Here is a 22,973-nt window from a genome sequence, read left to right on the forward strand (position 1 = left end):
CGTCTCTCGCGTCACCGCACACCGCTTTGGATGAGTTGCGCCCCAACACTTTGCGAAACGGATGGACCAAGGCGACCATCAAGATGCAAGTTTCGCAGGCGAGTCGGCATACAGCTGGAGTCAAGTCCGACCAAGTGAAGCCATGAGCCGGCAGCAGAGCTGTATTCGCGGCGACTGCCCCGAATCAGAGCAGGACGTGGAAGCAAGCCGCTAGTTCCTGGCCGGCCTGAGTAACGGCGTGATCTCGGCCAACTACAACAGCCTGGATAGAGCCGTTCACCGGATCACCCCGCGCACTGTCGACTACCTACGAGCCGTGCCCGCCTGCGCACACTCTGAACCGACGTGTGTGGCATCATTTCGATTCTTGATATGTTGCGAGCCAATGCAGATCGTGGCAAGCTGGAAATGTATTGAAAATCTCTGCTGCCGGTAAGCCGAGCTATTTTGGCATTTCTGGGCGAGGCCGTCGCGGCGGCAGCCTCAGTGCATAGGCGAAAGGATAAATATTCAGATGGAGCCCCGCGGTGACGTCACACTCACTCCCCCTCATCTGAATGCGCTGCCTGGTCTGATTGGCGGCCGTGTGGTTTTGCTGAACAGCCCCACTGTGGCTGCGTGGATCGAGTCGTTCAGAGCGTGGCCAGAAGGTTTTGAATTCGAGCTCTGCGTCGCGACGGCAGCGGGCGTGGTCTCCAACAACAAGCTTGGGGAAATGGACATTGACTTCTGGGGACATCAGGAAAACACCGATGCCCTCTTCGAGTTGGGTGTGCGTGCGGCGGGACAGGAAGCAAGCAACACCTCGTCACTAGGGTTGCCACGGCACCACGCAGAAGCCCCAGAGCTTTCGCTGCGGCCGAACGGCGGAGGTGGTGGTGGCGACCACGAAATCGGCACATTCTGGCGGACCTCCTGGTGGCTGACTCCCCTGCCTACGACCGGAGAAGTGGAATTCTGGTGCTCTTGGAAGAGCGGCGGGGTACCACGCAGTGCGCAGTCCATCGATGCAAGTCGACTTGCGCGCGCGGCAGACAGGTCTGTGTCACTGTGGAGAGAGTCCCCCGAAGCCTGAAAAAGGTTGCAGCCGAAAGCTATTGGCCGCTAGTTGCCAGAACGTCCTAGACGGACACACACGCCTACAATGCTCCCCTACCGCACCGCCAAGGCTCGGGCCGGATAGTCCGGGGCGCGTTCCGGCCTGGCTCTCACATAACAGACCTACACTGCAGGATGACCGAAATTCAGCCGTACGAAGTTGAGCAGCGCTACCCCGACTTCGAGGTGCGTCGCTACCCCGCGCATGTACTCGTTCAAGTAGATGTGGATGCAGATTTCTTCAAGGCCGGCAACATGGGTTTTCGTCCGCTCATCAACTACATCAGCGGGAATAATGCCGATCAGTCGAAGATCGCGATGACTTCGCCGGTCACACAGCATCCCGGTGATGGCGGGGTGGAAGCTGGCTCCCACACGGTGAGTTTTGTGATGCCCGCAGATATGGACGCGGCATCAGCTCCTGCCCCCAGTGATCCAAAGGTTCGAACCCTTGCAGTGCCGGCTGGGCTTGTTGCCGCCCGTCGATTCAGCGGTGGAGCGGACGAATCGCGGTTTGCCGAGAACGCCCACACGCTTTTACAAAAAGTGGCCGCGTCAGGGTTCGAGACCATCGACGACCCGTGGTTCGCGCGGTACGACCCGCCGTGGATGCCAGGGTTCTTGCGCCGCAACGAAGCGTTGGTGCGAGTGCAGGGTTAACACATTTACCGCGCAGCATGGCTGAAGTGCGCGGCCCGACGGCGGAGGAAGGGACGCCCAGATTTGCCGTGACGCTGAATGTCTGTGCGATCGACTCGGTAAAAGATCCTCTTCCCCGCTTCGATCAATGCCACATAGGCAAGCACCATCGCTGCAAGAGCTGCGTAAAAAGCCAGTGGCAGCGGAGAAAAACCCAGGGTGTTGGCCAGAGAGGTCGCGGGGAGAATGCTGCCCACTGCCACCACCCCGAACGCGGCAAGAACGAGTGGCAAGCTCGGATGGCTTCGGAAAAATGGGACACGTCTGGTGCGAATGACGAAGATCACCAAGGTTTGAGTAGCAAGTGATTCGACAAACCATCCCGACCGGAACTCGCCCGGACCAGCATTGAACACCCACAGCATCACGCCAAAGGTGATGAAGTCGAACACGGAACTGAGCGGCCCGAAAAAGATCATAAATCGGCGGATAAAGCCGATGTCCCAATGTGCGGGGCGGCGCAACTGTTCCTCATCGACGTGGTCGGTGGGGATGGCGAGTTGGCTGGTGTCGTAGAGAAGGTTGTTCAGCAGGATCTGGGACGGCAGCATCGGAAGGAACGACAGAAATACCGAGGCTCCTGCCGCCGAGAACATGTTGCCGAAGTTACTCGACGTCCCCATCAGCACGTATTTGATCGTGTTAGCGAAGATTCTGCGCCCTTCGGCTACTCCGTCGGCGAGTACATCGAGGTTCTTCTCCAGCAAAATGACATCTGCTGCGTCTTTCGCGACATCGGTAGCCGAGTCCACCGAGATCCCCACGTCGGCCGCATGGAGGGCCAGTGCGTCATTCACGCCGTCCCCAAGGAAGGCGACACCGGCGCCACTTCGACGTTGGACACGCACGATCCGGGCCTTGTCCTGGGGACTTACGCGGGCGAAGACGGTGGTCGCAGGAATAGCAGCCGCCAGCGCATCGTCATCCATGCCCGCGAGTTGCACGCCCGTCAACGCGGCACCGTCGGGAATCCCGAGATCATGGCAGACCTTGATGGCAACTGCCGGGTTGTCCCCCGTGATCACCTTGACGGTGATCCCGATGGAGGCCAGCCGGCGCAGCGCGTCGGCAGCGTCGGGTTTGGGTGGGTCCAGAAAGATGAGATAGCCGATCAGGTTGAGGTCCCGTTCGTCAGCGACCACCAAATCCTTCGCCACGGAAAGTTTTCGAGTACCGACAGCGATGACGCGGTTGCCAGCTGCAAACTCGGCGGCCACAGCGTCGCGGGCCTCCCTGGAGACGTTGACGCATCGATCCAGCACTGATTCGGGTGCACCTTTTGTGACGAGCGTCAGGACGCCCGCACCATCTCGGACCAGTACGGAAACCATGTTGCGATCGTGATCGAATGGGAGCAGCCCGAGCTGGGTGTAATCCGTGAGCGCAGCATGCTCGGCCGTCGCGGCAGTGGAAACGCTCAGCGCACGGTCGAGCGGGTTGCCGCCGACTGCTTGCCCGTCCTGGACGGTGCACTCTGTGCATAGAAGTCCCCAGCGCAGCACGCCGACATCGTCGAGACTGGTTGGCACGCTGCGGGTGTAGTCGACGCGGCCTGCGGTCAGCGTCCCAGTTTTGTCGGTGAACAAAACCTCCACGTTGCCGAGATCTTCGATACAGACGAGCCGTTTGACGAGCACCTTGCGACGGCTCATCCGGCGCGAGCCTGCGGCCAGGCTGCTCGAAACCACAGCAGGCAACAACTGCGGTGTGATGCCCACCGCGATAGCCAGGGAGAACAGCAGAGCGTCCATGATCGGCTTATGCACAACGACATTGAGAACGAAGATTGACGTGGTCAGGGTGCCCGCGACGTAGACCAGAAGCATCGAGAAGCGGCGCAAACCCCGTTGAAATTCTGTTTCTAATTGGTGCCCACTCAACCCGGCCGCAATCTTGCCGAACTCGGTCCGCCCCCCGGTCGTCACCACCACGGCGCGGCCGCTACCAGCGTTGACAACGGTGCCCATCAGCGCGCAGCCAGTCAGGTCCGCCAGCGCTGTCCCAACAGGAACGGCCGATACGCGTTTGTCGACCGGCAGCGACTCCCCCGTGAGTATTGATTCGTCGCAGGCCAAACCTGATACCTCCAACAACCGGACGTCAGCAGGCACGATGTCGCCCAACTGCAACCGGACGATGTCTCCCGGCACCAACTCTGTGACGTCAATCGAGGCCGCCCGACCGTCTCGGACAACCGTGCACCGGTGTCGAATCTGGTCGTGCAGCGACTCAGCAGCCTTCTCGGCGCGATATTCGTTCACGAACCCGAGTCCCACGGAAAGCGCGACAATCGCGCCGATAATTACCGCGTCGCTGCGCTGGCCCACAAAATATGACGCGGTGGCTGCGGTGAGTAACAGGGCCAGCAGCGGCGAACGAAGCTGGTGCCAGAGCACTAAGAGCAGTCGGGCTTTGTGCGAGGACACTGAGTTTGGGCCGTACTGGTCTGCGCGACGCAACGCTTCTTCGGTCGACAACCCCTCCGCTGCTGTGCTTCCCAGAGTGGAGAGCACGTCGCTGCTCTCGGTGACCGCGGCCTCGATGATGCCACCGAGCCCGGCCGTCGACGGTGACTTCCCCGGCTGCTTCACGGTGTGAGTCTCGGAGTCAGCAGTATTCACGAGGTAGTGCTCTGGCCCGCGCCGACCTGCCTTACCCGGAGACCTGACCCGGAATCAGCTCGGGTCTTTACGGTGCACCTCGATCTTCCAATCATTGGCGAGCGCCGCAAGTGCCCCCACTGCGGTGATGATGGGAAGGCCCACTGCGGCAACTACTCCCGCCGTCACCGGGATTTCCATCACGGTGTGGCCGTCCTCGTCTTTGACCACGATGCGACGAACGTTGCCCTCGTGCAAGAGTTCCTTGACCTTGTCGCCCAATGCTTGGCCGGTCAATTTCAGAGATTCTTGAGGTTCAGCGGCAGCAGCCGACTGGTGAACGTGATCATCTTTAACAGTGCTCATGACGTTTCCCTTCGCGTGGAATCCTCAGCATGCGCCGATCTTTCGGCGCCCGACCGGGGCGAAAGTCCCTGAAACTGGGGACCATCGGCGAGAAACTTGGGAGCCGGTCAACGCAAAAATTCAGCGTCAGTGAGCGCTGACAATTTCTTTCCCCAGGGGGGCTAAAGACACTGGGATGAGCTTGAAGTTGGCTAGCCCCAGGGGGATTCCAATAACGGTGACACACATGAGGACCCCGCTGATGAGGTGGCCGATTGCTAACCAGATGCCGGCGAGTAGGAACCACATCACGTTGCCAATCGTCGATGCAGCGCCACCCGTGGCTCCCCCGGGTCTGGAAACCACAGTCCGACCAAAAGGCCACAACGCGAAGAAACCAATGCGAAACGCAGCAATACCAAAGGGAATTGTCACCACGAAGACGCACATGACGACTCCCGCTAGCAGGTAGCCCAAGAACATGAAGAAACCGCCGAAGACCAGCCAGATGAGATTCAGAATAAGGCGCATAGTGAGTGAGCCTAGAGGTGTTCGGCGAATGAGCTGGGCAGCGTAGGGTCAGCGACCAGTCGCCCCCGCACTCGCCCGACAGGATGCCACATGACGTCAACCACGCCCACCACCGCTCCGACTGCTGACCTCGCGGGTTGGACCCAAAAGAGTTTCACCGCAGCGGGTATCACCCATGATTGTTTCGAGAAAGCGCCTGTCGGAGGCGGACCGGGTGTGGTGTTGATCCCTGAAATTCCAGGCATGGCACCAGAGGTAATGGGTATGGCGCAGCATTTGGTGGACAACGGATTCTCCGTCGTCATTCCGTCGCTCTTTGGGCAGCCGGGCCGTGCGGTCTCGGCGGCCTATATGGCTTCCACGATCCCCAAGCTGTGCATCTCCAAAGAGTTTCGCGCTTTCGCGACCAATGCCCAGCGTCCTGTGACGGCATACCTGCGCGCATTAGCCTCCGACCTCAATGCGCGTACGCCGGGCGCTGGGGTGGGAGTCGTGGGAATGTGCTTCAGCGGAGGTTTTTCCTTAGCGACAGCAGTGGACGACGCGGTGGTCGCGGCCGTCGCGAGCCAGCCCTCGGTGCCATTCCCGTTGGGGGCAGCGAGAAAACGCGACCCTGGGATGTCGCCGGAAGAATTCGACGCCTTGGCACGGCGGACAGCGAGCGGCGAGGTATGCCTCCTTGGATTGCGCTTTTCCGAAGACAAGGCAGCGCCTGCAGAACGCTTTGTGACGCTCAAAGCCCGTCTTGGCGATCGCTTCGAAGTAATTGAACTCGACTCTTCGAAGGGCAACAGCGGCGGGTTCTCCTCGTCTGCGCACTGCGTCATTACCCGCGAAGTCCGCGAAGAGCCCGCCAACGAAGCGTTTTCGGCTCGCGAACGAGTGGTGAGCTTTTTGCGCGAAAACGTTACTGGCGCCGCGAGGCAGTAAATGCGAAATTCTCGGGTTTGCTTTTGCTAAATTTACGTCAGAACCGGCTCACGCACGGTAACCCGGGGGCCTGCCAATTAGCGGGACGTTCTGGGAATTAAATGAAGCGCCACTGAGAGGACGCCCATGCAAGCCACTGGAGTTAACGAATCGAGCCTGTCTCGCTTACGCCGCTGGAACCTGGGGCTCACGATCCTGCACGGCTTGCAAGCGGTCGGGATCCTTATCCTGGCAAAAGAGTTTGCGATCACCATCACGTCATCGTTTCCCGCGGGCCCGCCCGGCAGTGTGGTCCCAGCACCCGAGGCGCTCTTCGATGTTCCGGTAGCTCCGGTCATTGCTCTCTTCTTGGCACTGGCAGCCCTCGATCACCTGCTGACCTCCACCGTTTTACGCACCCGCTACGAGACTGATCTGCGAGCGGGCCTCAATAGATTCCGATGGATCGAATACTCCGTTAGTTCCACACTGATGATCCTTCTCATCGGCTCGTACAACGGACTGACGGGGATCAGCGAAATTATCCTGATTATCGGCGCAAACGTCGCGATGATCCTGTTCGGTTGGCTGCAGGAGATCATGAACCCGCCCGGGCGCAGCCGCACCACGATGATGCCGTTCTGGTTCGGCTGCATCGCTGGCTTCGCCCCGTGGGTGGCGATCTTCGTCAATCTCATTGGAGCAGCCGCAGTGCCGGGATTCGTACTGGGCATCGCTGGTTCGTTGTTCATATTCTTCATGAGCTTCGCGCTCAACCAGTGGTTGCAGTACCGCGAGATCGGCAAATGGTCCAACTACGCCTACGGCGAAAAGGTCTACCTGGTCTTGAGTCTCGTAGCGAAGACAGCGTTGGCCTGGCAGATCTTCGGCGGCTCGCTTGCTGGAACGGGCTGAGTGGTCACGGGCTCATCTCTGGCTACTTACGGGGGCTGCTCCGGCTTCCGTAGCATGGCGATATGCCTGCCACTTCACTTCCACTCTTTCCCCTGGGCACCGCCTTGTTTCCAGGAGTCGCGCTGCCGCTCAACATTTTCGAACCGCGATATCGGAATATGGTTCGCGAGCTGATGGAGCAACCGGCAGAGTCTCGTCAATTCGGCGTGGTGGCAATCAAGGCGGGGCGCGAAGTGGGGATCAACGGCATTGATGCCCTGCATGAGATCGGTTGCACCGCAAGGATTCAACATGTCGAGGCCTATGCCGACGGGGGCCTGGAAATACTTGCGGTAGGTGCCACCCGTTTCAAGCTTGTCTCCACAGACACCTCCGATGCTCTCGTGCGCGGCGAAGTCGAGTACCTCGCGGATTCATTCTCGCCGGGCGCGGCTGCGCTGGTGGGGCCCGTGTCCCGCCGCTTCGTGAATTATCGGGACTCGCTACTCGCCGCGCAGGGCCTCGAAATGGCCGAGGGTTCGTCCCTGCCCACAGATGCAACTCGGCTTTCCTATTTGGTGGCGAGTGCGATGATTCTGGACCTGGTAGAAAAACAAGAACTGCTGGCCTGCGCCGATGCCGAACAACGTTTGCGCCTTGAGCTGCAGCTGCTGCGCCGCGAGTCCGCAATGTTTGATCAGTTGTCGACCCGTCCCGGGGTGGAGTTGTCGTCAGAGCCCTACAGCACCAACTGATCCGTATCTTTCAGGGCAAGAAGGATGACAGGGCTCGTCGCGCAAGCCATCAGGGAGCCCTCTAGCGGGCCGTTGAGCCACTGTTTCGCCCCTGGGGAACTGGGTGCCTAGCAGATGCAACGGGCCGCAGACGGTGGAAGGAGCGCGATGGCGGCGGACGACGTGCGAGAGATGGATGGTGGCCATCCGATGAGGCTCACCCATCTCTCCAAAGTCCTCTACCCCAAGGCGGGCACCACAAAATCGGATGTCATCGATTATGTAGCTGCTGTTGCTTCCGTGATGCTTCCGCACCTGATCGGTAGGCCGGTGACACGCAAGCGCTGGCCGAATGGTGTGGGGACAGACCCCTTCTTCACGAAAAATCTGGAAAGGGGCGCACCCGGGTGGCTTGACAGGGTCGACATCGAACACAGCTCGAGGGTTTTGACCTACCCCCTCATTGATTCGGTCGCCGGGCTCACCTGGCTGGCCCAGGTCGGGGCGCTCGAAATCCATGTGCCGCAGTGGAGAAGCGGATACGCCCACGCCCCGGTAGCCAAAGCCCTGACCGAACAAGGAAGAACCGCAGAACGCTATCCCGATCGGGTGGTGTTTGACCTCGACCCCGGACCGGGGGCGGGTCTGCCCGAATGTGTGCAGGTGGCGTTACTGGTTCGAGAACGGCTGGGCGCCTTGGGAGAACGGATGGTTCCGGTTACCAGCGGTAGTAAAGGGCTACACCTCTACGTGCCGATGGACGAGGCGATCACGTCAACCCAGGCCAGCGCGTGGGCATTACAGGTCGCCGAGCAAATGGAGAAGGCGCTCCCAGATCTCGTAGTTTCGACTATGTCGAAAGCGATTAGAACCGACAGGGTTCTCTTCGATTGGTCGCAAAATAATGCTGCTAAAACGACCATCGCCCCGTATTCGCTCCGCGGCCGCGAGCAACCCACCGTTGCCGCGCCGCGCACGTGGGAAGAGTTGTCCGAACCAGGCCTGGCGCAATTAGATTTTCGCGAGGTCATGGAACGAGTAGCCGCCGGAATTGATCCACTGGCAACGCTTCTCGATCCCCCGCCGGGATCAACGCGCCGCGCTTTGCGGTCCCAGCCAGCGGCAGCTAGGGCAGCCGCAGCGAAGGCAGCCGCACCGGAAGCAGCCGCAGCGGAAGCGGCCCCAGCGGAAACATCAGCTGCGGCAGACCTACTGACGGAATATCGCGCGAAACGCGACGCAACCAAAACGCCGGAACCCGTCCCCATGGTCACTGTCGGCACGAAGGGGGGCGTCAAGCAGGGGCCTGGCAACACCTTCGTCATTCAAGAACACCACGCCAGCAGCCTGCATTGGGATTTGCGGCTGGAACGGGCTGGTGTTCTCGTGTCGTGGGCAGTGCCCAAAGGAATTCCGGTGCAACCGACCGGTAACCGGCTCGCAGTTCAGACCGAAGATCATCCGCTGGAATACGCGAGGTTCGAGGGCACCATCCCCGCGAAGGAGTACGGCGGCGGGGTGATGACGATATGGGATTCCGGCACCTACGAAACCCTCAAGTGGCGAGATGACGAGGTGATGTTCGAGCTGATGGGATCTCGGGTTCAAGGCAGGTATGTCCTGATTCGCACGTCGGGTCGGCAGTGGCTGCTGCACAGACTCAAGGAGTCCAGCCAACACTTGGCGCCTGCGGAACTGGCTAAACGCCCCCACGAGCGAAGTCTCCCCTACGAGCGAAATAGCCCAGGGGGCCGTCCGCCACTCGCAGCTTCTGCTGGTGAGGTAGACCACGATCTCCGGCCGATGCTGGCTACCGCTGGCCGTGCTGAGGAGGTTGTGGACGGGAGCGCCTGGGTGTACGAAGGCAAATGGGATGGCATGCGCGCCTTGGCCTTCATCGACAATGACACCGTGACACTGCGCAGTCGCACCGGCAAGGACAACAGTGCCACCTTCCCCGAATTGGCAGAGCTCGCTACTCTCGTCCACGGACATCGGGTGGTGCTGGATGGTGAAATTGTCACCTTCGATAATGCTGGCCGCACCGACTTTGGCCTGCTGCAACAACGAATGGGGCTACGAAAGGCCAGCGATATTGCAGCAGCGGCAGCCACTATCACCGTCCACTATCTGATCTTTGACGTGCTGGAGTTGGATGGCGTGTCGTTGGTCGGGAAGAAATACACTGACCGTCGCCGCCTTCTTGATGCACTGTCAATCATGGGCGAGAATTGCTCCGTGCCGGGCCATCTCACCGGAACGCTTGAAGAGATCTTGACCCGCACCAAGGCCGACGGTTGGGAGGGCATCATCGCCAAACGGACGGACTCCCATTACTCCCCCGGAGCTCGCTCACGAGCCTGGCGCAAGGTCAAGCACGAACTCCAAGCCGAAGTGCTGATTATCGGATGGCAGGAGGGGCAGGGACGCCGGGCGGGCGGAATTGGTTCCCTCCTGCTAGCGGTGCCGAAGGACGGTGACGGCTTGGCTAACGAGCTTCGTTACGTCGGCAAGGTGGGCACTGGCTTCAGCGATGCGGCCCTCACCTCGCTGCGGGCGCAGCTGGGCATGTTGCACCGGGAATCTCCGCCGGTGGATATCTCAGCGGCGCCATCTCACACCCAGGACACCCACTGGGTGGAGCCTCAGCTTGTCGCCGAAGTGGCCTACGCTGAATACACAAGTAGCAACATGCTGCGGCAGGCAAGGTGGCGCGGCTTGCGCCCGGATAAGTCTCCCGGTGACGTGAAGAACCCGGACTTTCCACCGAGGACGGGACCCGCCACTGCGAACGCGCTAGCCCGCAACGAGGAATAACAGAGCGAGCGCGTAGGCCTGTTCCGCATCCGGATCGCTGACATGCCAAGGCTTTTCGTTGACAAGCAAGTTGACGACCCACCCCTGGTCAGTTTTTTCCAAGGACTGTAACGCGCCGCCCAACATTTCGCGAAGCTGCGCTTCCCGCGGCAGCCACAGTGCCTGTTCGGCCTCCACCGAATCCAGAGCCCACTCGGTCGTGCCATTGAAGCCGATCACCGTGGCGCTCGGGAACTGGTGAATTTCGGCTGTCATATTGCTCAACACGAAAAAATCAGAGTCCATATCGCGATCTGCGACGACGAACCAGTCGCCGATGGCGGGTTCCCACTTAACGCCGCCTTCGTTCAGGCTTCTTGCTACTTCAATAGTGATCACCCCGTCCAGTATTACCGAACTCTCCCACTGTGCGCGGTGGGCGGCACGGTCGAGCGCTCCACTACGCTGCTATGCATGCAGCAGTACATGGCCCTGATGGAAAAGATCCTGCTCGAGGGCACCGTGAAAACAGACCGCACCGGAACAGGGACTAGGTCCCTGTTCGGCTATCAGATGAGATTTGATCTGGCAGAGGGATTTCCACTTCTCACGACAAAAAAGGTTCACCTGCGTTCGGTCATCATCGAGCTGTTGTGGTTTTTGCGAGGCGGCACCAATGTCAAGTGGCTGCAGGAGCGCGGCGTCTCGATCTGGGATGAGTGGGCGGACGCTGAAGGTGAGCTCGGGCCGGTCTATGGTCACCAATGGAGGTCCTGGCCAACTCCGGATGGCGGCAGCATCGACCAAATCGCCGCCGTTCTCGAGTCAATCCGCACCAACCCGGATTCGCGGCGCCACATCGTCTCGGCCTGGAATGTGGCGGAAGTATCTGAGATGGCTCTGCCGCCCTGCCACACGCTGTTTCAGTTCTATGTCGCCGACGGCAAACTTTCATGTCAGCTTTATCAGCGTTCAGCCGACGTGTTTCTGGGGGTCCCCTTCAACATCGCCTCCTACGCGCTTCTCACCATGATGGTGGCGAAGCAGACGGGCTTGGACGTCGGTGAGTTCGTCCACACCCTGGGGGACGCGCATTTGTACTCCAATCACATTGAGCAGGCGAAGTTGCAACTCACCCGGACGCCAAGACGACTACCGCTCCTCGAGATCGCGGACGGCGTCACGAGTTTGGACGCTTACGAATACGAGGACTTTACGGTGGTCGGATACGACCCGGACCCAGCGATCAAAGCGCCGATCGCCGTATGAGCATCACCTTGATCGCAGCGGTGTCGAGCAACGGCGTGATCGGCCGAGATAACGACTTACCCTGGCGGATCCCGGCTGATCTGAAACATTTTAAGGAGCTCACCATCGGGAAGACACTCTTGATGGGCCGGCGAACCTACGACTCCATCGGCCGAGCGCTACCCGGTCGAACCACAGTGGTAGTGACCAGGCAAGAACAGTGGAGCGCACCTGGCGTCACTACCGTCCGGTCCATTCAAGAGGCGTTGGACCTCGCGGCTGGAGATGAGCTGATGGTGGCCGGCGGCGGCGATCTGTATGCACAGTTGATGCCCACAGCTGACCGACTCGAGATCACCCACATCGCTCAGATAGTCGAGGGCGACACATATTTCCCTCATATCGATCCGGCGCAGTGGACTGAACTGAGTCGTCAAGAGGGCGACGGATACTCATTTGTGTCCTACGGTCGAATTTAGCGGCCGGAATCCACCGCAGCGGCGACCAGTCCCTACTATGCGAGCGCTACTTCTTTCCCGCCTCGAGTCTTGCCGTACGGCACAACAATCCGCAGAACAGCGTCGTTACTATTTTTGCTGCCGTTCTTGACGTTGTTTTTGTTGCTGCCACCCGCAGGCTGAAGCGAGCCGTTGCGATGATCTGCCACCGGTTGACTACGAAGCAGCTCAGCATGTGCTTGGTCGTTGCTCAGAGCAGCAGACACAGTGTTCAACACATCGTGTAATTGAACCTCGAGAGCGGCACAGATAGACGCTAGCAACTCGCTTGAGGCTTCCTTGCGACCGCGTTCCACCTCGGAAAGGTATCCCAGCGAGACATTGGCCGCATGAGAAACATCCCGCAAGGTGCGATTTTGCCGTGTCCGAGCATCACGCAATGTTTCGCCCAGCGCATCTCTTAGCAGCACATCAACCTCCCAATCAGACAGCTCACAACCACTTTTTTCTTGCCGTCCTGTCACCGTACTCGCTGGCGCCGACAGCCGCGCTTCAACGCCGCTATCAGGTCAACGTAGAACTGACCGGTTTCTGTTCCCTGATGCGGACAACCTCAGGCCGGCTGGCTCTGGGTGAGGCCGGCGAGCAGCTGGATCGCCGACCGCACGGCTGCAGCGCGAATGTCCGCACGAGTCCCGTCGGCGGCCAACTCCAGAACGCGGGAGTAATGACCTTCGCGCGGTTGCACACTCCCATCGCAGTCGGCTGCCATCGATAGCGCCACGAAGACCGTCCCGACTGCTTTCCCATCCTGAGGATCAGGTCCCGCAACTCCGGTCAAGCCAATGCCGATCGAGGATTGGCACCGCCGGCGTGTCCCTGCAGCCAGAGCCAGCGCGACGTCGGCATCAACGGCGCCCACGCGGTCAAGCAAGTGGCTATCGACACCGGCCAGTTGATGTTTGAGATCGGTGGCGTAGACGACCAGGCCGCCGCGGATCACGGCGCTGGCGCCTGGGATCTCTGTCAGGACCGCAAGCATCAATCCGCCGGTGAGCGACTCTGCGACCGATACCGTGAGCGACTTCGACGCCAGCGCACGGAGCAGCTCTGCCACCTTGTGGTCCTCAAGTCCCACGTACGTAGACAGCGTGTTCATGCTGATTCGGTGGAGTTTGTCTTGTTCGTTGCCCGCTTGCGACCGGAGGCGACAATCTTTACCGCCTTGACGATGTAATCCAGGCCCGTACCGACAGTGAGCAGCAGCGCAAGGGCCATAAATCCGAATCTGAACCATTCCAGGAAACCGGGAAATGGAAGGACGTACAGACCGATGGCGCAGATTTGAACAAAGGTTTTGAGCTTGCCGCCGGCGCTTGCCGCAATCACCTCGTAGCGCAGCAGGGCGAGTCGAAGCAGCGTGATTCCAATTTCCCTGGAGAGGATGACAATGGTTACCCACCAATAAATGTCACCCAGGATCGACAGGCTTACCAGTGCCGCACCCGTCAGTGCTTTGTCAGCAATCGGGTCAGCTATTTTGCCGAAGTTTGTGATCAAACCGCGCTTACGAGCGATGTGACCGTCGTAGCGGTCAGTGATGGCGGCGATCGCAAAGATGGTCCAGGCCGCGACTCGCCACCACGGCTCGTGCCCGTCACCCTGAAACAGAAAGATCAGACCGATTGGAACCAGCAAGATCCTGGAAACGGTCAGGATATTGGGCAGGTTGACGAGCGGAACCGGCCGATCCGGGATCATCCGCGGGCACCCGCCCCATCAGGACGCGGTAGGACTTCGATCACCCTCGCTTTCAGGTCGATACCTTCTGAGCCGGTGACAATAGCGCGGACCAGATCGCCGAGCTCGACGCCGAGAGCGCCCGTGAGGGTGGTGATTCCGTCAACCTCGGGTGCCTGATGCGCTGCGCGGCCGACGATGGTGGCGCCGCTGGCATCGGAGTGCAGCCCGTCGGAGTAATCGCCAATACCGCCGTCACCATCGACCAGGACGATGACTTCGGTACCGATACGGTCCTCTGCGCGTTGGGTGACCAACTCGTCGACTAACGCTGTGATCCGCTCAACTCGAGCGGCGACCACGTCCTCCTCGAGATGATCCGGCAGATTTTCCGCTGCTGTGCCGTCCTCGTCGGAGTAGCCAAAAACCCCTACCGCGTCCATCCGTGCACCGATCAGGAACGCTTCCAGTTCGGCCAGATCGGCTTCCGTCTCACCGGGAAAGCCCACGATCACATTGGAGCGAATTCCCGCTTCGGGGGCTGCTGCCCGAATCTGCTCGACTAGCCCGAGGAAGGACTCCCGGTTGCCGAATCGGCGCATTCGCCGAAGGACGGGTTCGGAGGCGTGCTGGAAGGACATGTCGTAATAGTCCGCGACGCCCGGGGTGTGCGCGATGGTCTGCACCAAAGACGCTTTGGTCTCCGCCGGTTGAAGGTAGGACAGGCGGACTCGGGTAATCCCAGGAACTGCAGCAAGGCGCATGAGAACAGATTCGAGCTGTCCATCCCCTGGCAAGTCCTTACCGTACGACGTGGAGTTTTCACTCACGAGGACAATTTCACGCACTCCCTGGCCGGCAAGCCAGACGGCCTCGGCGACGATCTCGTCTGCGGAGCGAGAAACGAAGGAGCCGCGGAAGGACGGGATTGCACAGAATGTGCACCGCCGGTCGCAACCAGAGGCGATCTTGAGCGGCGCGACTGGGCCCTTGTGCAGCAACTTGCGCACCAGCGTCGGGCCAGTCTGCGGGAAGGCGCCAGTTCCGTCGTCGGTGTGGGAATGGCTGGTGGTGGAATGGCTGGTGGTGGAATGGCCGGGCACTGAGATGCCCTGGGCAGCGCTGGGCCGTGACACGGGCGAAATGGGAAGGAGTGTGCGCCGGTCAACCGGTGTGTGTGCGGCTGGTCGGTGGCCGTCGATAACATCCCCCAGCAGGCCTGCTAGCTCAGGGTAGGAATCGAAGCCCAGTACCGCATCGGCCTCGGGCAGCGCAGCCGCCAACTCCGCTCCGTAGCGCTCGGCCAGGCAGCCGACCGCAACCACCTTGGCGCCGGTGTCTGCGGCTGCCAGCAAGGTATCGATGGAGTCCTTTTTTGCGCTGGCAACGAAGGCGCACGTATTGACCACGACCACGTCAGCTGGACCATCATCCTCGACGAGCTCGTACCCACCCAGTGCCAGGCGACCAGCAATTTCTGAGGAGTCAACTTCGTTTCGGGCGCAGCCCAGGGTCAGGAGCGAAACACGCGGCGAGGCAGACACACCTTACAGAGTAGTCGCCTGGGGCAGACCTGATTCCCGTTCGCGCCACCGCGCGTTTCGCTCCCTTCGCGCGCGTGCACTACTCTCACAGCGCGTGAGAGTTGAAACATCCGCAGCATCCCGGTCGGGCGAGGCCCAGGGGCCACAGGTCCGCCGGGCCAGACCGGCAGACGTACGACGCATCAAGCAACTAGTCGATGCCTACGCAGGTCCCATCCTTCTCGAAAAAACCCTCGCCAACCTCTATGAAGACGTCACGGAGTTCTGGGTCGCCGAGCTCGACGGCGACGTGGTTGGCTGCGGCGCACTGCACGTGCTGTGGGAGGACCTGGCTGAGATTCGAACCGTGGCAACGGATCCGGCGCTGCGAAGCCACGGCATTGGACGCGCCGTGTGCTCTGGCATCATCACACACGCCCGCGAGATGGGGCTGGAGCGGCTGTTCTGTCTCACCTTCGAAGTGTCCTTCTTCGCAGGCTTGGGGTTTGCGCCCATCAAGGAGCTGGACCTGAGACCGGAGGCACTCGTGGAGTTGAGGCGGTCCTACGATGCCGGGGTGGCCGAGTTCCTTGACCTTCCGTACGTCAAACCCAACACGCTCGGAAACACCCGGATGCTCAAGTATCTGACCTGAGACGTCGGTAGATACAGAAAGGGGCGGCCACCGAAAGGTCGGTGGCCGCCCCTTGTCGGAGACACTCAGGTGGGTCGGATGGTGGAATCGACCTTCAGGATTAACCCGACCCCGATGATGGCGATAACCCAGACCAACGCTACGAAAAGCGTGAGACGGTCGAGGTTCTTTTCCACCACGCTGGACCCGGACAAGGACGACTGAACTCCGCCACCGAACATGGTCGACAACCCGCCGCCCTTACCCCGGTGCAACAGCACCAGCAGGATCAGCGCCAAGCTGGAAAGCAGCAGCACTACGTCGAGAATGACTGTGAGGATGTTCATTGCCTACCTTGTGTATGCGGACAGCGTGGAGCCGACCTGGAATTTCGCGGTGTTTCTACAACCTTGGAGAGCATACCTGCAAAGTGGCAGAGACTCCGATAGGCCCCTAAGCCAGGATGCCCACCGTGTTGGCGCACAAGGTGGCGAATTCGGTCGCATCCAGGCTTGCGCCTCCCACGAGTGCGCCGTCGACGTCAGCTTGGGCGACAATTTCCGCTACGTTCGCCGCCTTGACGCTTCCCCCATAGAGAACTCGGACACCCTCGGCAAGCTCTGCCGAATATTTCGTAGCGAGCGCAGCCCGAAGTGCGCCGCACACTTCTTGAGCGTCCGCCGGAGTTGCCACCCGGCCGGTGCCGATGGCCCAGATGGGCTCGTAGGCGAGAACGATGGATGCGGCCTGCTCTGCAGTCACGTCTTCAAGCGCGCCGAGCAACTGGCTGACCGAATGTTCGATCTGGTTACCGGCTTCGCGTACTTCCAGGCCTTCACCCACACACAGAATCGGCGTGAGGCCGTGTCGATAGGCGGCTTTGACTTTCGAGTTGACGACGGCGTCTGCCTCGTAATGGTTGTCCCGTCGCTCCGAGTGGCCGATAGCCACGTAGGTGCATCCGAGTTTCGCCAGCATCGAACCAGAAATATCGCCGGTATAGGCACCGGATTCGTGCGGGGAGACGTCTTGCGCGCCGTACACGAGCTTGAGCTTGTCGCCGTCGACCAAAGTCTGAACCGAGCGAAGGTCGGTGAAGGGGGGCAGCACCGCCACCTCGACCTTATCGAAGTACTTGTCTGGCAACGTGAATGCGATTTTCTGGACCAATGCGATGCCCTCCAGGTGGTTGAGGTTCATCTTCCAGTTGCCAGCGACCAAGAGCTTGCGTACTGCCATCTCAGGACTCCAATACGTTGATGCCGGGGAGTTCGCTGCCCTCGAGGAACTCCAAGGAAGCACCCCCTCCGGTGGAAATGTGGGAAAAACCAGCCTCGTCGACGCCGAGAGTGCGCACGGCTGCTGCCGAGTCGCCACCGCCGACGACGGAGAACGCGTCCGATGCGGCGATGGCGTTAGCCACCGCTGTGGTTCCGGCCGAGAACGGTGCCATCTCGAATACGCCCACGGGCCCATTCCAGAACACTGTCTTGGCTTCGGTGAGAATCGCCGCAAAAGCAGCGCGAGTGTCGGGGCCAATATCGAGACCCTGCCAGCCGTCGGGAATCTCCGAGGCAGCGACGATCTTGGTGTTGGCATCCGCTGCGAAGGCATCAGCAATGACGAAGTCTGTCGGCAACACGATTTTGCCCGGGTAGCCCTCCAGCAACGCCTTCACGGTATCGATCTGGTCGGCCTGCAGCAACGAGTCGCCGACACCGTGACCTTGCGCAGCCAGGAAGGTATACGCCATGCCGCCACCGATCAGGATGCGATCAACCTTTGGCAGCAGCGCTTTAATCACACCCAGCTTGTCGGAAACTTTGGAGCCACCAAGGACAACGACGTAGGGGCGTTCCGGGTCGGTTGTGAGAGTGCGCAGAACCTTGGTCTCCGCCGAGACGAGATACCCGCCGTAATTGGGTAGCAACTTGGCCACGTCGTAGACCGATGCCTGTTTCCGGTGAACGACACCGAACCCGTCTGACACGAATGCGGCCTCATCGCCGACCAAGCCTGCGAGTTCAGCGGCTAATTCTTCGCGCTCAGCCTGGTCTTTCGACGTTTCGCGCGGATCAAACCGAACGTTCTCCAGCAGTGCGACGTGCCCGTTTTGCAAGCCAGCAACGGCTGACTTCGCCGAACTGCCCGTGAGGTCGGTGGCAAAGGTTACTTCCGCGCCGAGCAGTTCGCTCAACCGGGCACGAACGGGAGCCAAACTGTATTTGGCTTCGGGTACGCCACTGGGGCGGCCCAGGTGTGCGGTAACAACCACACGGGCACCCGCCGCGGTCAACGCCCGCAAGGTGGGCAACGATGCGCGGATACGCCCATCGTCGGTGATGGTGGCACCGTCCAGCGGGACATTAAGGTCGGCGCGCACCAAAACGGTACGGCCTGCCAAGTCGGTGGCTAAGAGGTCATCAAGGGTATGCACGGGTAACTGCGCTCCTGCTCAGTCTGGAATGTGATCAAGGCCCCTAGTGGGCGGTAGTCGTAAGACACAACGGGCCTGCCACCACCGATATCGGTCGTGGCAGGCCCTTTCAGCAAGTACCAGCGAGCGTTAGAGTTTGCTGGCGACCAATGCGGTGAAATCTGCGAGGCGGTTGGAGTATCCCCACTCGTTGTCGTACCAGCCGACGACCTTGATCATGTTGCCGCCAAGCACCAGAGTCAAAGGTGCATCGAAGGTTACCGAGGCCGGTGAGCCGACGATGTCGGAAGACACGATCGGGTCGGTGGAGTAGCTGATGTAGCCCTTGAGCGGGCCATCTGCTGCTGCCTTGAATGCGGCATTAACCTCATCCACGGTGACTTCGCGAGCGAGTTCGACCGTGAGGTCGGTGGCGGAGCCGTCGACAACCGGCACTCGCAGCGCGTAGCCGTGCAATTTGCCGGCCAACTCCGGGAGCACCAGGGCGGTGGCCTTGGCTGCGCCCGTGGAGGTCGGAATGATGTTCTGAGCTGCGGCGCGGGCGCGACGAAGGTCGGAGTGCGGGAAGTCCAGGATGACCTGATCGTTGGTGTAGGCGTGGATCGTGGTCATCAGACCCTTGACGATGCCGAAGTTTTCGTGCAGGACCTTCGCCATGGGAGCAACGCAGTTGGTGGTGCACGAGGCGTTGGACAGGATGGTCTGGCTGCCGTCGTACTTCTCCTCGTTGACGCCCATGACGACCGTGAGGTCCTCGCCGGTGGCGGGAGCGGAGATGATGACCTTCTTGGCTCCACCCTCGAGGTGCTTGCGGGCACCTTCGGCCTTGGTGAAGTGGCCGGTCGACTCGATGACGATATCCACTCCCAATTCGCCCCACGGGAGCTTGGCGGGGTCGCGCTCGGAAAGTGCCTTGATGCTCTTGCCGCCAACGATGATCTCGTCTTCGGTGAAGCTCACATCGTGAGCGAGACGGCCCAGGATGGTGTCGTACTTCAGAAGGTGTGCGAGCGTCTTATTGTCGGTGAGGTCGTTAACCGCCACCACTTCGATGTCATGATCGAGGGAGTCAATTGCTCGCCATAGGTTGCGGCCAATACGACCGAATCCGTTGATACCAATGCGCACAGTCACGCCAATCCGCCCTTCAGTTTGACGGACCCACGTGAGGCCCGTTCGTTATCCCACTACCAGACTATCGGAATCGATCAAGAAACACAGTGTCTGAAACCGGCTGGTAACGCCAATTCTACGCACCCCGTCGAATTCGGAAACTAGCACCCTGTTTCACCAGGTAGGGCAGTTCTTTAGTTGTCGAGCATGTCCGGCGTTACCGCCGACTCGGTGTCCGGGATTCCGTCGTCCTGAGCGCGCTTATCCGCCATGGTGAGCAAACGGCGGATTCGGCCCGCGATGGCATCCTTGGTCATCGGTGGATTCGCCAATTGCCCCAGTTCCTCCAGGGAGGCCTGCCCGTGTTCAATGCGCAGCCGCCCAGCTTCAGCGAGGTGGTCGGGCGCATCTTCACCCAAAATGAACAGTGCTCGCTCTACGCGAGCTGATGCGGCAACTGCGGCTCGCGCGGACCGGCGCAGATTCGCGTCATCAAAATTGGCCAAGCGATTGGCAGTGGCTCGCACCTCGCGCCGAAGCCGGCGGTCCTCCCAAACCAACACGGACGAGTGTGCGCCCAGCCGCGTCAACATCGCCGCAATCGCATCTCCGTCACGGACCACCACGCGATCAGCTCCGCGGACCTCCCGGGCTTTGGTCGCAATCCCCATGCGACGAGCCGCTCCCACCAGTGCTAACGCCGCCTCCGGCCCGGGGCAGGTTACCTCCAGCGATGCTGACCGGCCTGGCTCGGTGAGGGACCCGTGGGCCAAGAATGCTCCACGCCACGCGGCTTCCGAATCTGCTACTGAACCAGCAACGATTTGCGGTGGCAGTCCGCGCACAGGCCGACCGCGAAGATCGAGCAAACCGGTCTGACGAGCCAGCGCATCCCCGCCGGCAACAACGCGGATGATGTAGCGGGTCCCTTTGCGGAGACCGGATGCTGCGAGCATCTGAACTTCAACTTGGTGGCCGTAGAGTTCGGCGATTTCTTTCCGCACGCGGCGAGCAACCGCTCCGGTATCAATCTCTGCCTCGACTACCACGCGGCCAGCGACGATATGCAACCCCCCGGCAAAACGCAGAATAGTCGAGACTTCCGCCTTCCGTGCCGAAACCTTTGCGACGACCACCCGGCTCAGTTCGTCCTTCACATCGGCCGTCATCGCCATGTATCGATCCCCTTGTTCTATCTCTGCATCGCACGCTGATGTACTTCTCTGCCCCGCTGAGTCTTGCCGTTCGCACTATCGTCGCGGCACCACTGCCTGCGCCACCACCGGGGCGATGGCGCGGGCCAGAGCCAGCGAATCGTGTCGCGGTGCACCTGCTGGATCCGCTACCGATGTGAGCAACAGCTGCGCTTCCAAGCGAGCAACCGCCGACGCTAGACGAAGCGGTAATACAACTGCACCAGTGTCGGCTAAAACCGTGTTGATGTGAAACCCGGGGGCATACCGGGCTAGAACCTCAAGATGCTGTTCGGGCGAAAACCCGTCGGTCTCCCCCGCTTGGGGTTCGATGTTCAGGATCACCATACGGTGCGCAGCGGTCGCGGAGAGAGCCTTCTCCAAATCGGGTAGCAGTAAATGCGGAAGCACGCTTGTCATCCACGAACCGGGGCCGAGGGTGATGAGGTCTGCATTCATGATGGCCGCGATGGCCTCCGGGCACGCGGGAGTGCCCGATGGTTCGAGGTAGATCCGCTGTACGCAGCCTGGGGTGGTTGCGACTGCAACCTGTCCGCGGATATGCCGAACAGCCGCCGGATCCTCATCCAGCCCCGTGACATCGGCGACGATGTCCAACGGCGCGCACGCCATGGGGAGCACCCTTCCCAGGGTTCCCAGCAGCTCGCCCGCGGCATCCAACGCTTTGACGGGGTCTTCGGTTACTTGGGACAGACCTGCCAGCAGCAGGTTACCCACCGGGTGTCCCGCGAGCGCACCTTGGCCACCGAACCGATGCTGGAATGTGGAGCCCCACAGACGCCCGTGTTCAGAGTCAGGCGTCAGAGCGCCCAGCGCCATGCGAAGATCCCCAGGCGGCAACATGTGTGGGAGTTCGCGTCTGAGGCGGCCCGAGGAGCCGCCGTCATCGGCGACAGTCACGACAGCTGTGATGTCTACGTCCATCGTGATCAACGCCCGCAAAATAGCCCACAAGCCGTGGCCGCCACCGAGTGCCACCACTCTCGGGCGGCGTCGCGGTTCGGCGGCGGGCGCCAGCGGGGTGGCTGGTGCGGGTGATTCGAAGGACGCAGACTGGTTATCTGCATTCGCCTCAGGTATCGAGGCACTCATTCGCGGCCCAAGTCGCGGTGCACCACCGTCACGGCCATATCTTCTGTCCCAAGCCGAGCCGCGAGCTCCTGCGCCGTTGCCACACTCCGATGTTTGCCGCCGGTACAACCGATGGCCAGAGTCAGGTACTTTTTTCCTTCGCGCAGGTAGCCACCGGATACCAGATTGAACAGTTCGACGTAGCGGGTCAAGAACTCACCCGCTCCCTCCTGGGAGAGCACGTACTCGGAGACTTCGGGGTCTAGGCCTGTCTGTTCACGCAGTTCGGGGATCCAAAAAGGGTTGGGCAAAAATCGCATGTCGATGACAAGGTCAGCATCCAACGGAAGCCCGTATTTGTATCCGAACGAAAGTAGCGTCAGCGTCGTCTTCACCGGCGCTCCCATGAAGGCCTGCTCAATGGTGGAACGCAGCTGATGCACCGAGAGGTCGGAGGTATCAATAACGAGCTCTGCTGCATCTCGAAGCGGGCCTAGAAGTGAGCGTTCGGAGGTGAGGCCATCGACGAGGCGACCGCCGCCCTGAAGCGGATGCTCACGCCTATTGGCTTCGTACCGCCTGATCAGCACCGCATCCGAGGCTTCCAAGAACAACAGTCGAGGCCTGTATCCGCGAGCGTCAAGGTCACGGATCACTGAAGCAAGATCGCGAGTGAACGCCCGAGAACGCACATCGAGCACAATCGCTATCCGCGTTACCGATCCGCTGGCCTTCGCGCCAAGCTCCATCATGGTGGCGATCAGTTCCGGTGGCAGGTTGTCTACAACGAACCAGCCCAGGTCCTCCAGGCATTTTGCCGCGGTCGAACGGCCAGCTCCGGACAAACCCGAAACGATGGCAACTTCGATTCCGGTAGCGCCTTTCGCCGGGGCGGCCGGGCTAGCGCCCTGGTGCGGTGATTCCGACAT

The 22,973-nt window shown here is 60.7% G+C and carries 24 protein-coding genes; 9 read left to right on the forward strand and 15 right to left on the reverse strand.

The window, feature by feature from the left end; genetic code table 11:
- The first annotated feature begins 514 nt into the window (after positions 1–514).
- Together EH165_RS07050 and EH165_RS07055 are read left to right on the forward strand one after the other, a co-directional pair.
- A complete protein-coding gene (locus tag EH165_RS07050; RefSeq protein ID WP_124798801.1) occupies positions 515–1,075 on the forward strand; it encodes a hypothetical protein in 561 nt (186 codons plus the stop codon).
- 158 nt (positions 1,076–1,233) lie between these two features.
- Positions 1,234–1,758, forward strand: a complete 525-nt coding sequence (locus EH165_RS07055; RefSeq protein ID WP_124798803.1) for an SOUL family heme-binding protein — start codon at positions 1,234–1,236, stop codon at positions 1,756–1,758.
- A gap of 5 nt (positions 1,759–1,763) precedes the next feature.
- On the opposite strand, the gene mgtA is transcribed toward EH165_RS07055, so the two are convergent.
- The 3 genes from mgtA to EH165_RS07070 form a co-directional block, all read right to left on the reverse strand.
- Positions 1,764–4,388, reverse strand: a complete 2,625-nt coding sequence (gene mgtA, locus EH165_RS07060; protein WP_124798805.1) for a magnesium-translocating P-type ATPase — start codon at positions 4,386–4,388, stop codon at positions 1,764–1,766.
- An 84-nt stretch (positions 4,389–4,472) separates the two neighbouring features.
- A complete protein-coding gene (locus EH165_RS07065) occupies positions 4,473–4,763 on the reverse strand; it encodes a DUF4342 domain-containing protein (protein WP_124798806.1) in 291 nt (96 codons plus the stop codon).
- Between the two features lie 126 nt (positions 4,764–4,889).
- Positions 4,890–5,273 (reverse strand): YccF domain-containing protein, encoded by a 384-nt coding sequence (locus tag EH165_RS07070; RefSeq protein ID WP_124798808.1) that lies wholly within the window; start codon positions 5,271–5,273, stop codon positions 4,890–4,892.
- Positions 5,274–5,363: 90 nt separating this feature from the next.
- Here EH165_RS07070 and EH165_RS07075 point away from each other — a divergent pair, with 90 nt between their 5' ends.
- The 4 genes from EH165_RS07075 to EH165_RS07090 all read left to right on the forward strand — a co-directional run bounded on the left by EH165_RS07075 (position 5,364) and on the right by EH165_RS07090 (position 10,627).
- Positions 5,364–6,203: a dienelactone hydrolase family protein gene (locus EH165_RS07075; RefSeq protein ID WP_124798810.1), complete on the forward strand. Its 840-nt coding sequence runs from the start codon at positions 5,364–5,366 to the stop codon at positions 6,201–6,203.
- Between the two features lie 126 nt (positions 6,204–6,329).
- A complete protein-coding gene (heR, locus tag EH165_RS07080) occupies positions 6,330–7,097 on the forward strand; it encodes a heliorhodopsin HeR (RefSeq protein WP_124798812.1) in 768 nt (255 codons plus the stop codon).
- 62 nt (positions 7,098–7,159) lie between these two features.
- Positions 7,160–7,831 (forward strand): LON peptidase substrate-binding domain-containing protein, encoded by a 672-nt coding sequence (locus EH165_RS07085; RefSeq protein WP_124798814.1) that lies wholly within the window; start codon positions 7,160–7,162, stop codon positions 7,829–7,831.
- A gap of 147 nt (positions 7,832–7,978) precedes the next feature.
- Positions 7,979–10,627 (forward strand): ATP-dependent DNA ligase, encoded by a 2,649-nt coding sequence (locus EH165_RS07090; RefSeq protein ID WP_124798816.1) that lies wholly within the window; start codon positions 7,979–7,981, stop codon positions 10,625–10,627.
- Here EH165_RS07090 and EH165_RS07095 read toward each other — a convergent pair.
- The gene (locus EH165_RS07095) at positions 10,607–11,005 is read right to left on the reverse strand and encodes a pilus assembly protein CpaE (protein ID WP_124798818.1); all 399 of its coding nucleotides are present in this window, start codon (positions 11,003–11,005) and stop codon (positions 10,607–10,609) included. The two genes, EH165_RS07090 and EH165_RS07095, sit on opposite strands and share 21 nt — an antisense overlap.
- A gap of 75 nt (positions 11,006–11,080) precedes the next feature.
- On the opposite strand from EH165_RS07095, the gene EH165_RS07100 reads away from it, so the two are divergent.
- Together EH165_RS07100 and EH165_RS07105 are read left to right on the forward strand one after the other, a co-directional pair.
- Complete coding sequence (locus tag EH165_RS07100) at positions 11,081–11,875, forward strand: thymidylate synthase (RefSeq protein ID WP_124798820.1); 795 nt, start codon at positions 11,081–11,083, stop codon at positions 11,873–11,875.
- The gene (locus EH165_RS07105) at positions 11,872–12,333 is read left to right on the forward strand and encodes a dihydrofolate reductase (protein ID WP_124798822.1); all 462 of its coding nucleotides are present in this window, start codon (positions 11,872–11,874) and stop codon (positions 12,331–12,333) included. The genes EH165_RS07100 and EH165_RS07105 overlap by 4 nt, the downstream gene beginning before the upstream one ends.
- 35 nt (positions 12,334–12,368) lie before the next feature.
- Here the strand turns inward: EH165_RS07105 and EH165_RS16490 are convergent, their stop codons facing one another.
- The 4 genes from EH165_RS16490 to rimO form a co-directional block, all read right to left on the reverse strand.
- Positions 12,369–12,782: a helix-turn-helix domain-containing protein gene (locus EH165_RS16490; protein ID WP_422392119.1), complete on the reverse strand. Its 414-nt coding sequence runs from the start codon at positions 12,780–12,782 to the stop codon at positions 12,369–12,371.
- A 143-nt stretch (positions 12,783–12,925) separates the two neighbouring features.
- Positions 12,926–13,471 (reverse strand): CinA family protein, encoded by a 546-nt coding sequence (locus EH165_RS07115; RefSeq protein WP_124798826.1) that lies wholly within the window; start codon positions 13,469–13,471, stop codon positions 12,926–12,928.
- Positions 13,468–14,073, reverse strand: a complete 606-nt coding sequence (gene pgsA, locus EH165_RS07120; protein ID WP_124798828.1) for a CDP-diacylglycerol--glycerol-3-phosphate 3-phosphatidyltransferase — start codon at positions 14,071–14,073, stop codon at positions 13,468–13,470. Before pgsA ends, EH165_RS07115 begins: the two co-directional genes overlap by 4 nt.
- Positions 14,070–15,596 (reverse strand): 30S ribosomal protein S12 methylthiotransferase RimO, encoded by a 1,527-nt coding sequence (gene rimO, locus EH165_RS07125; protein WP_124798830.1) that lies wholly within the window; start codon positions 15,594–15,596, stop codon positions 14,070–14,072. The genes pgsA and rimO overlap by 4 nt, the downstream gene beginning before the upstream one ends.
- Positions 15,597–15,690: 94 nt before the next feature.
- Here rimO and EH165_RS07130 point away from each other — a divergent pair, with 94 nt between their 5' ends.
- Positions 15,691–16,230: an amino-acid N-acetyltransferase gene (locus EH165_RS07130; protein WP_124798832.1), complete on the forward strand. Its 540-nt coding sequence runs from the start codon at positions 15,691–15,693 to the stop codon at positions 16,228–16,230.
- A 65-nt stretch (positions 16,231–16,295) separates the two neighbouring features.
- Here the strand turns inward: EH165_RS07130 and secG are convergent, their stop codons facing one another.
- From secG to rapZ, 7 genes are all read right to left on the reverse strand, one after another.
- A complete protein-coding gene (secG, locus tag EH165_RS07135) occupies positions 16,296–16,556 on the reverse strand; it encodes a preprotein translocase subunit SecG (RefSeq protein ID WP_124798834.1) in 261 nt (86 codons plus the stop codon).
- 106 nt (positions 16,557–16,662) lie between these two features.
- Positions 16,663–17,448 carry a triose-phosphate isomerase gene (gene tpiA / locus EH165_RS07140; RefSeq protein ID WP_124798836.1) on the reverse strand — a complete coding sequence of 262 codons (786 nt, stop codon included), beginning with the start codon at positions 17,446–17,448 and terminating at the stop codon, positions 16,663–16,665.
- 1 nt (position 17,449) lies between these two features.
- The gene (locus EH165_RS07145) at positions 17,450–18,646 is read right to left on the reverse strand and encodes a phosphoglycerate kinase (RefSeq protein ID WP_124798838.1); all 1,197 of its coding nucleotides are present in this window, start codon (positions 18,644–18,646) and stop codon (positions 17,450–17,452) included.
- A gap of 129 nt (positions 18,647–18,775) precedes the next feature.
- The gene (gap, locus tag EH165_RS07150; protein WP_124798840.1) at positions 18,776–19,780 is read right to left on the reverse strand and encodes a type I glyceraldehyde-3-phosphate dehydrogenase; all 1,005 of its coding nucleotides are present in this window, start codon (positions 19,778–19,780) and stop codon (positions 18,776–18,778) included.
- A gap of 173 nt (positions 19,781–19,953) precedes the next feature.
- Positions 19,954–20,934, reverse strand: a complete 981-nt coding sequence (whiA, locus tag EH165_RS07155; protein WP_124798842.1) for a DNA-binding protein WhiA — start codon at positions 20,932–20,934, stop codon at positions 19,954–19,956.
- Between the two features lie 75 nt (positions 20,935–21,009).
- On the reverse strand, positions 21,010–22,065 hold the full coding sequence (locus EH165_RS07160) for a gluconeogenesis factor YvcK family protein (RefSeq protein ID WP_124798844.1): 1,056 nt from the start codon (positions 22,063–22,065) through the stop codon (positions 21,010–21,012).
- Positions 22,062–22,973, reverse strand: coding sequence for an RNase adapter RapZ (rapZ, locus tag EH165_RS07165; RefSeq protein ID WP_164479286.1), 912 nt, complete (start codon positions 22,971–22,973; stop codon positions 22,062–22,064). The genes EH165_RS07160 and rapZ overlap by 4 nt, the downstream gene beginning before the upstream one ends.

The organism is Nakamurella antarctica (assembly GCF_003860405.1).
Lineage (GTDB): Bacteria > Actinomycetota > Actinomycetes > Mycobacteriales > Nakamurellaceae > Nakamurella > Nakamurella antarctica.

Bases quoted from the DNA above. Each gene is read 5' to 3' on its own strand.
- EH165_RS07065 (WP_124798806.1), bottom strand. From the start codon at position 4,763: ATGAGCACTGTTAAAGATGATCACGTTCACCAGTCGGCTGCTGCCGCT.
- EH165_RS07070 (WP_124798808.1), bottom strand. From the start codon at position 5,273: ATGCGCCTTATTCTGAATCTCATCTGGCTGGTCTTCGGCGGTTTCTTC.
- EH165_RS07075 (WP_124798810.1), top strand. From the start codon at position 5,364: ATGACGTCAACCACGCCCACCACCGCTCCGACTGCTGACCTCGCGGGT.
- heR (WP_124798812.1), top strand. From the start codon at position 6,330: ATGCAAGCCACTGGAGTTAACGAATCGAGCCTGTCTCGCTTACGCCGC.
- tpiA (WP_124798836.1), bottom strand. From the start codon at position 17,448: ATGGCAGTACGCAAGCTCTTGGTCGCTGGCAACTGGAAGATGAACCTC.
- EH165_RS07085 (WP_124798814.1), top strand. From the start codon at position 7,160: ATGCCTGCCACTTCACTTCCACTCTTTCCCCTGGGCACCGCCTTGTTT.
- EH165_RS07100 (WP_124798820.1), top strand. From the start codon at position 11,081: ATGCAGCAGTACATGGCCCTGATGGAAAAGATCCTGCTCGAGGGCACC.
- pgsA (WP_124798828.1), bottom strand. From the start codon at position 14,073: ATGATCCCGGATCGGCCGGTTCCGCTCGTCAACCTGCCCAATATCCTG.
- EH165_RS07050 (WP_124798801.1), top strand. From the start codon at position 515: ATGGAGCCCCGCGGTGACGTCACACTCACTCCCCCTCATCTGAATGCG.
- EH165_RS07105 (WP_124798822.1), top strand. From the start codon at position 11,872: ATGAGCATCACCTTGATCGCAGCGGTGTCGAGCAACGGCGTGATCGGC.
- EH165_RS07055 (WP_124798803.1), top strand. From the start codon at position 1,234: ATGACCGAAATTCAGCCGTACGAAGTTGAGCAGCGCTACCCCGACTTC.
- EH165_RS07160 (WP_124798844.1), bottom strand. From the start codon at position 22,065: ATGAGTGCCTCGATACCTGAGGCGAATGCAGATAACCAGTCTGCGTCC.
- secG (WP_124798834.1), bottom strand. From the start codon at position 16,556: ATGAACATCCTCACAGTCATTCTCGACGTAGTGCTGCTGCTTTCCAGC.
- EH165_RS07115 (WP_124798826.1), bottom strand. From the start codon at position 13,471: ATGAACACGCTGTCTACGTACGTGGGACTTGAGGACCACAAGGTGGCA.
- whiA (WP_124798842.1), bottom strand. From the start codon at position 20,934: ATGGCGATGACGGCCGATGTGAAGGACGAACTGAGCCGGGTGGTCGTC.
- rapZ (WP_164479286.1), bottom strand. From the start codon at position 22,973: ATGTCGGAATCACCGCACCAGGGCGCTAGCCCGGCCGCCCCGGCGAAA.
- EH165_RS07090 (WP_124798816.1), top strand. From the start codon at position 7,979: ATGGCGGCGGACGACGTGCGAGAGATGGATGGTGGCCATCCGATGAGG.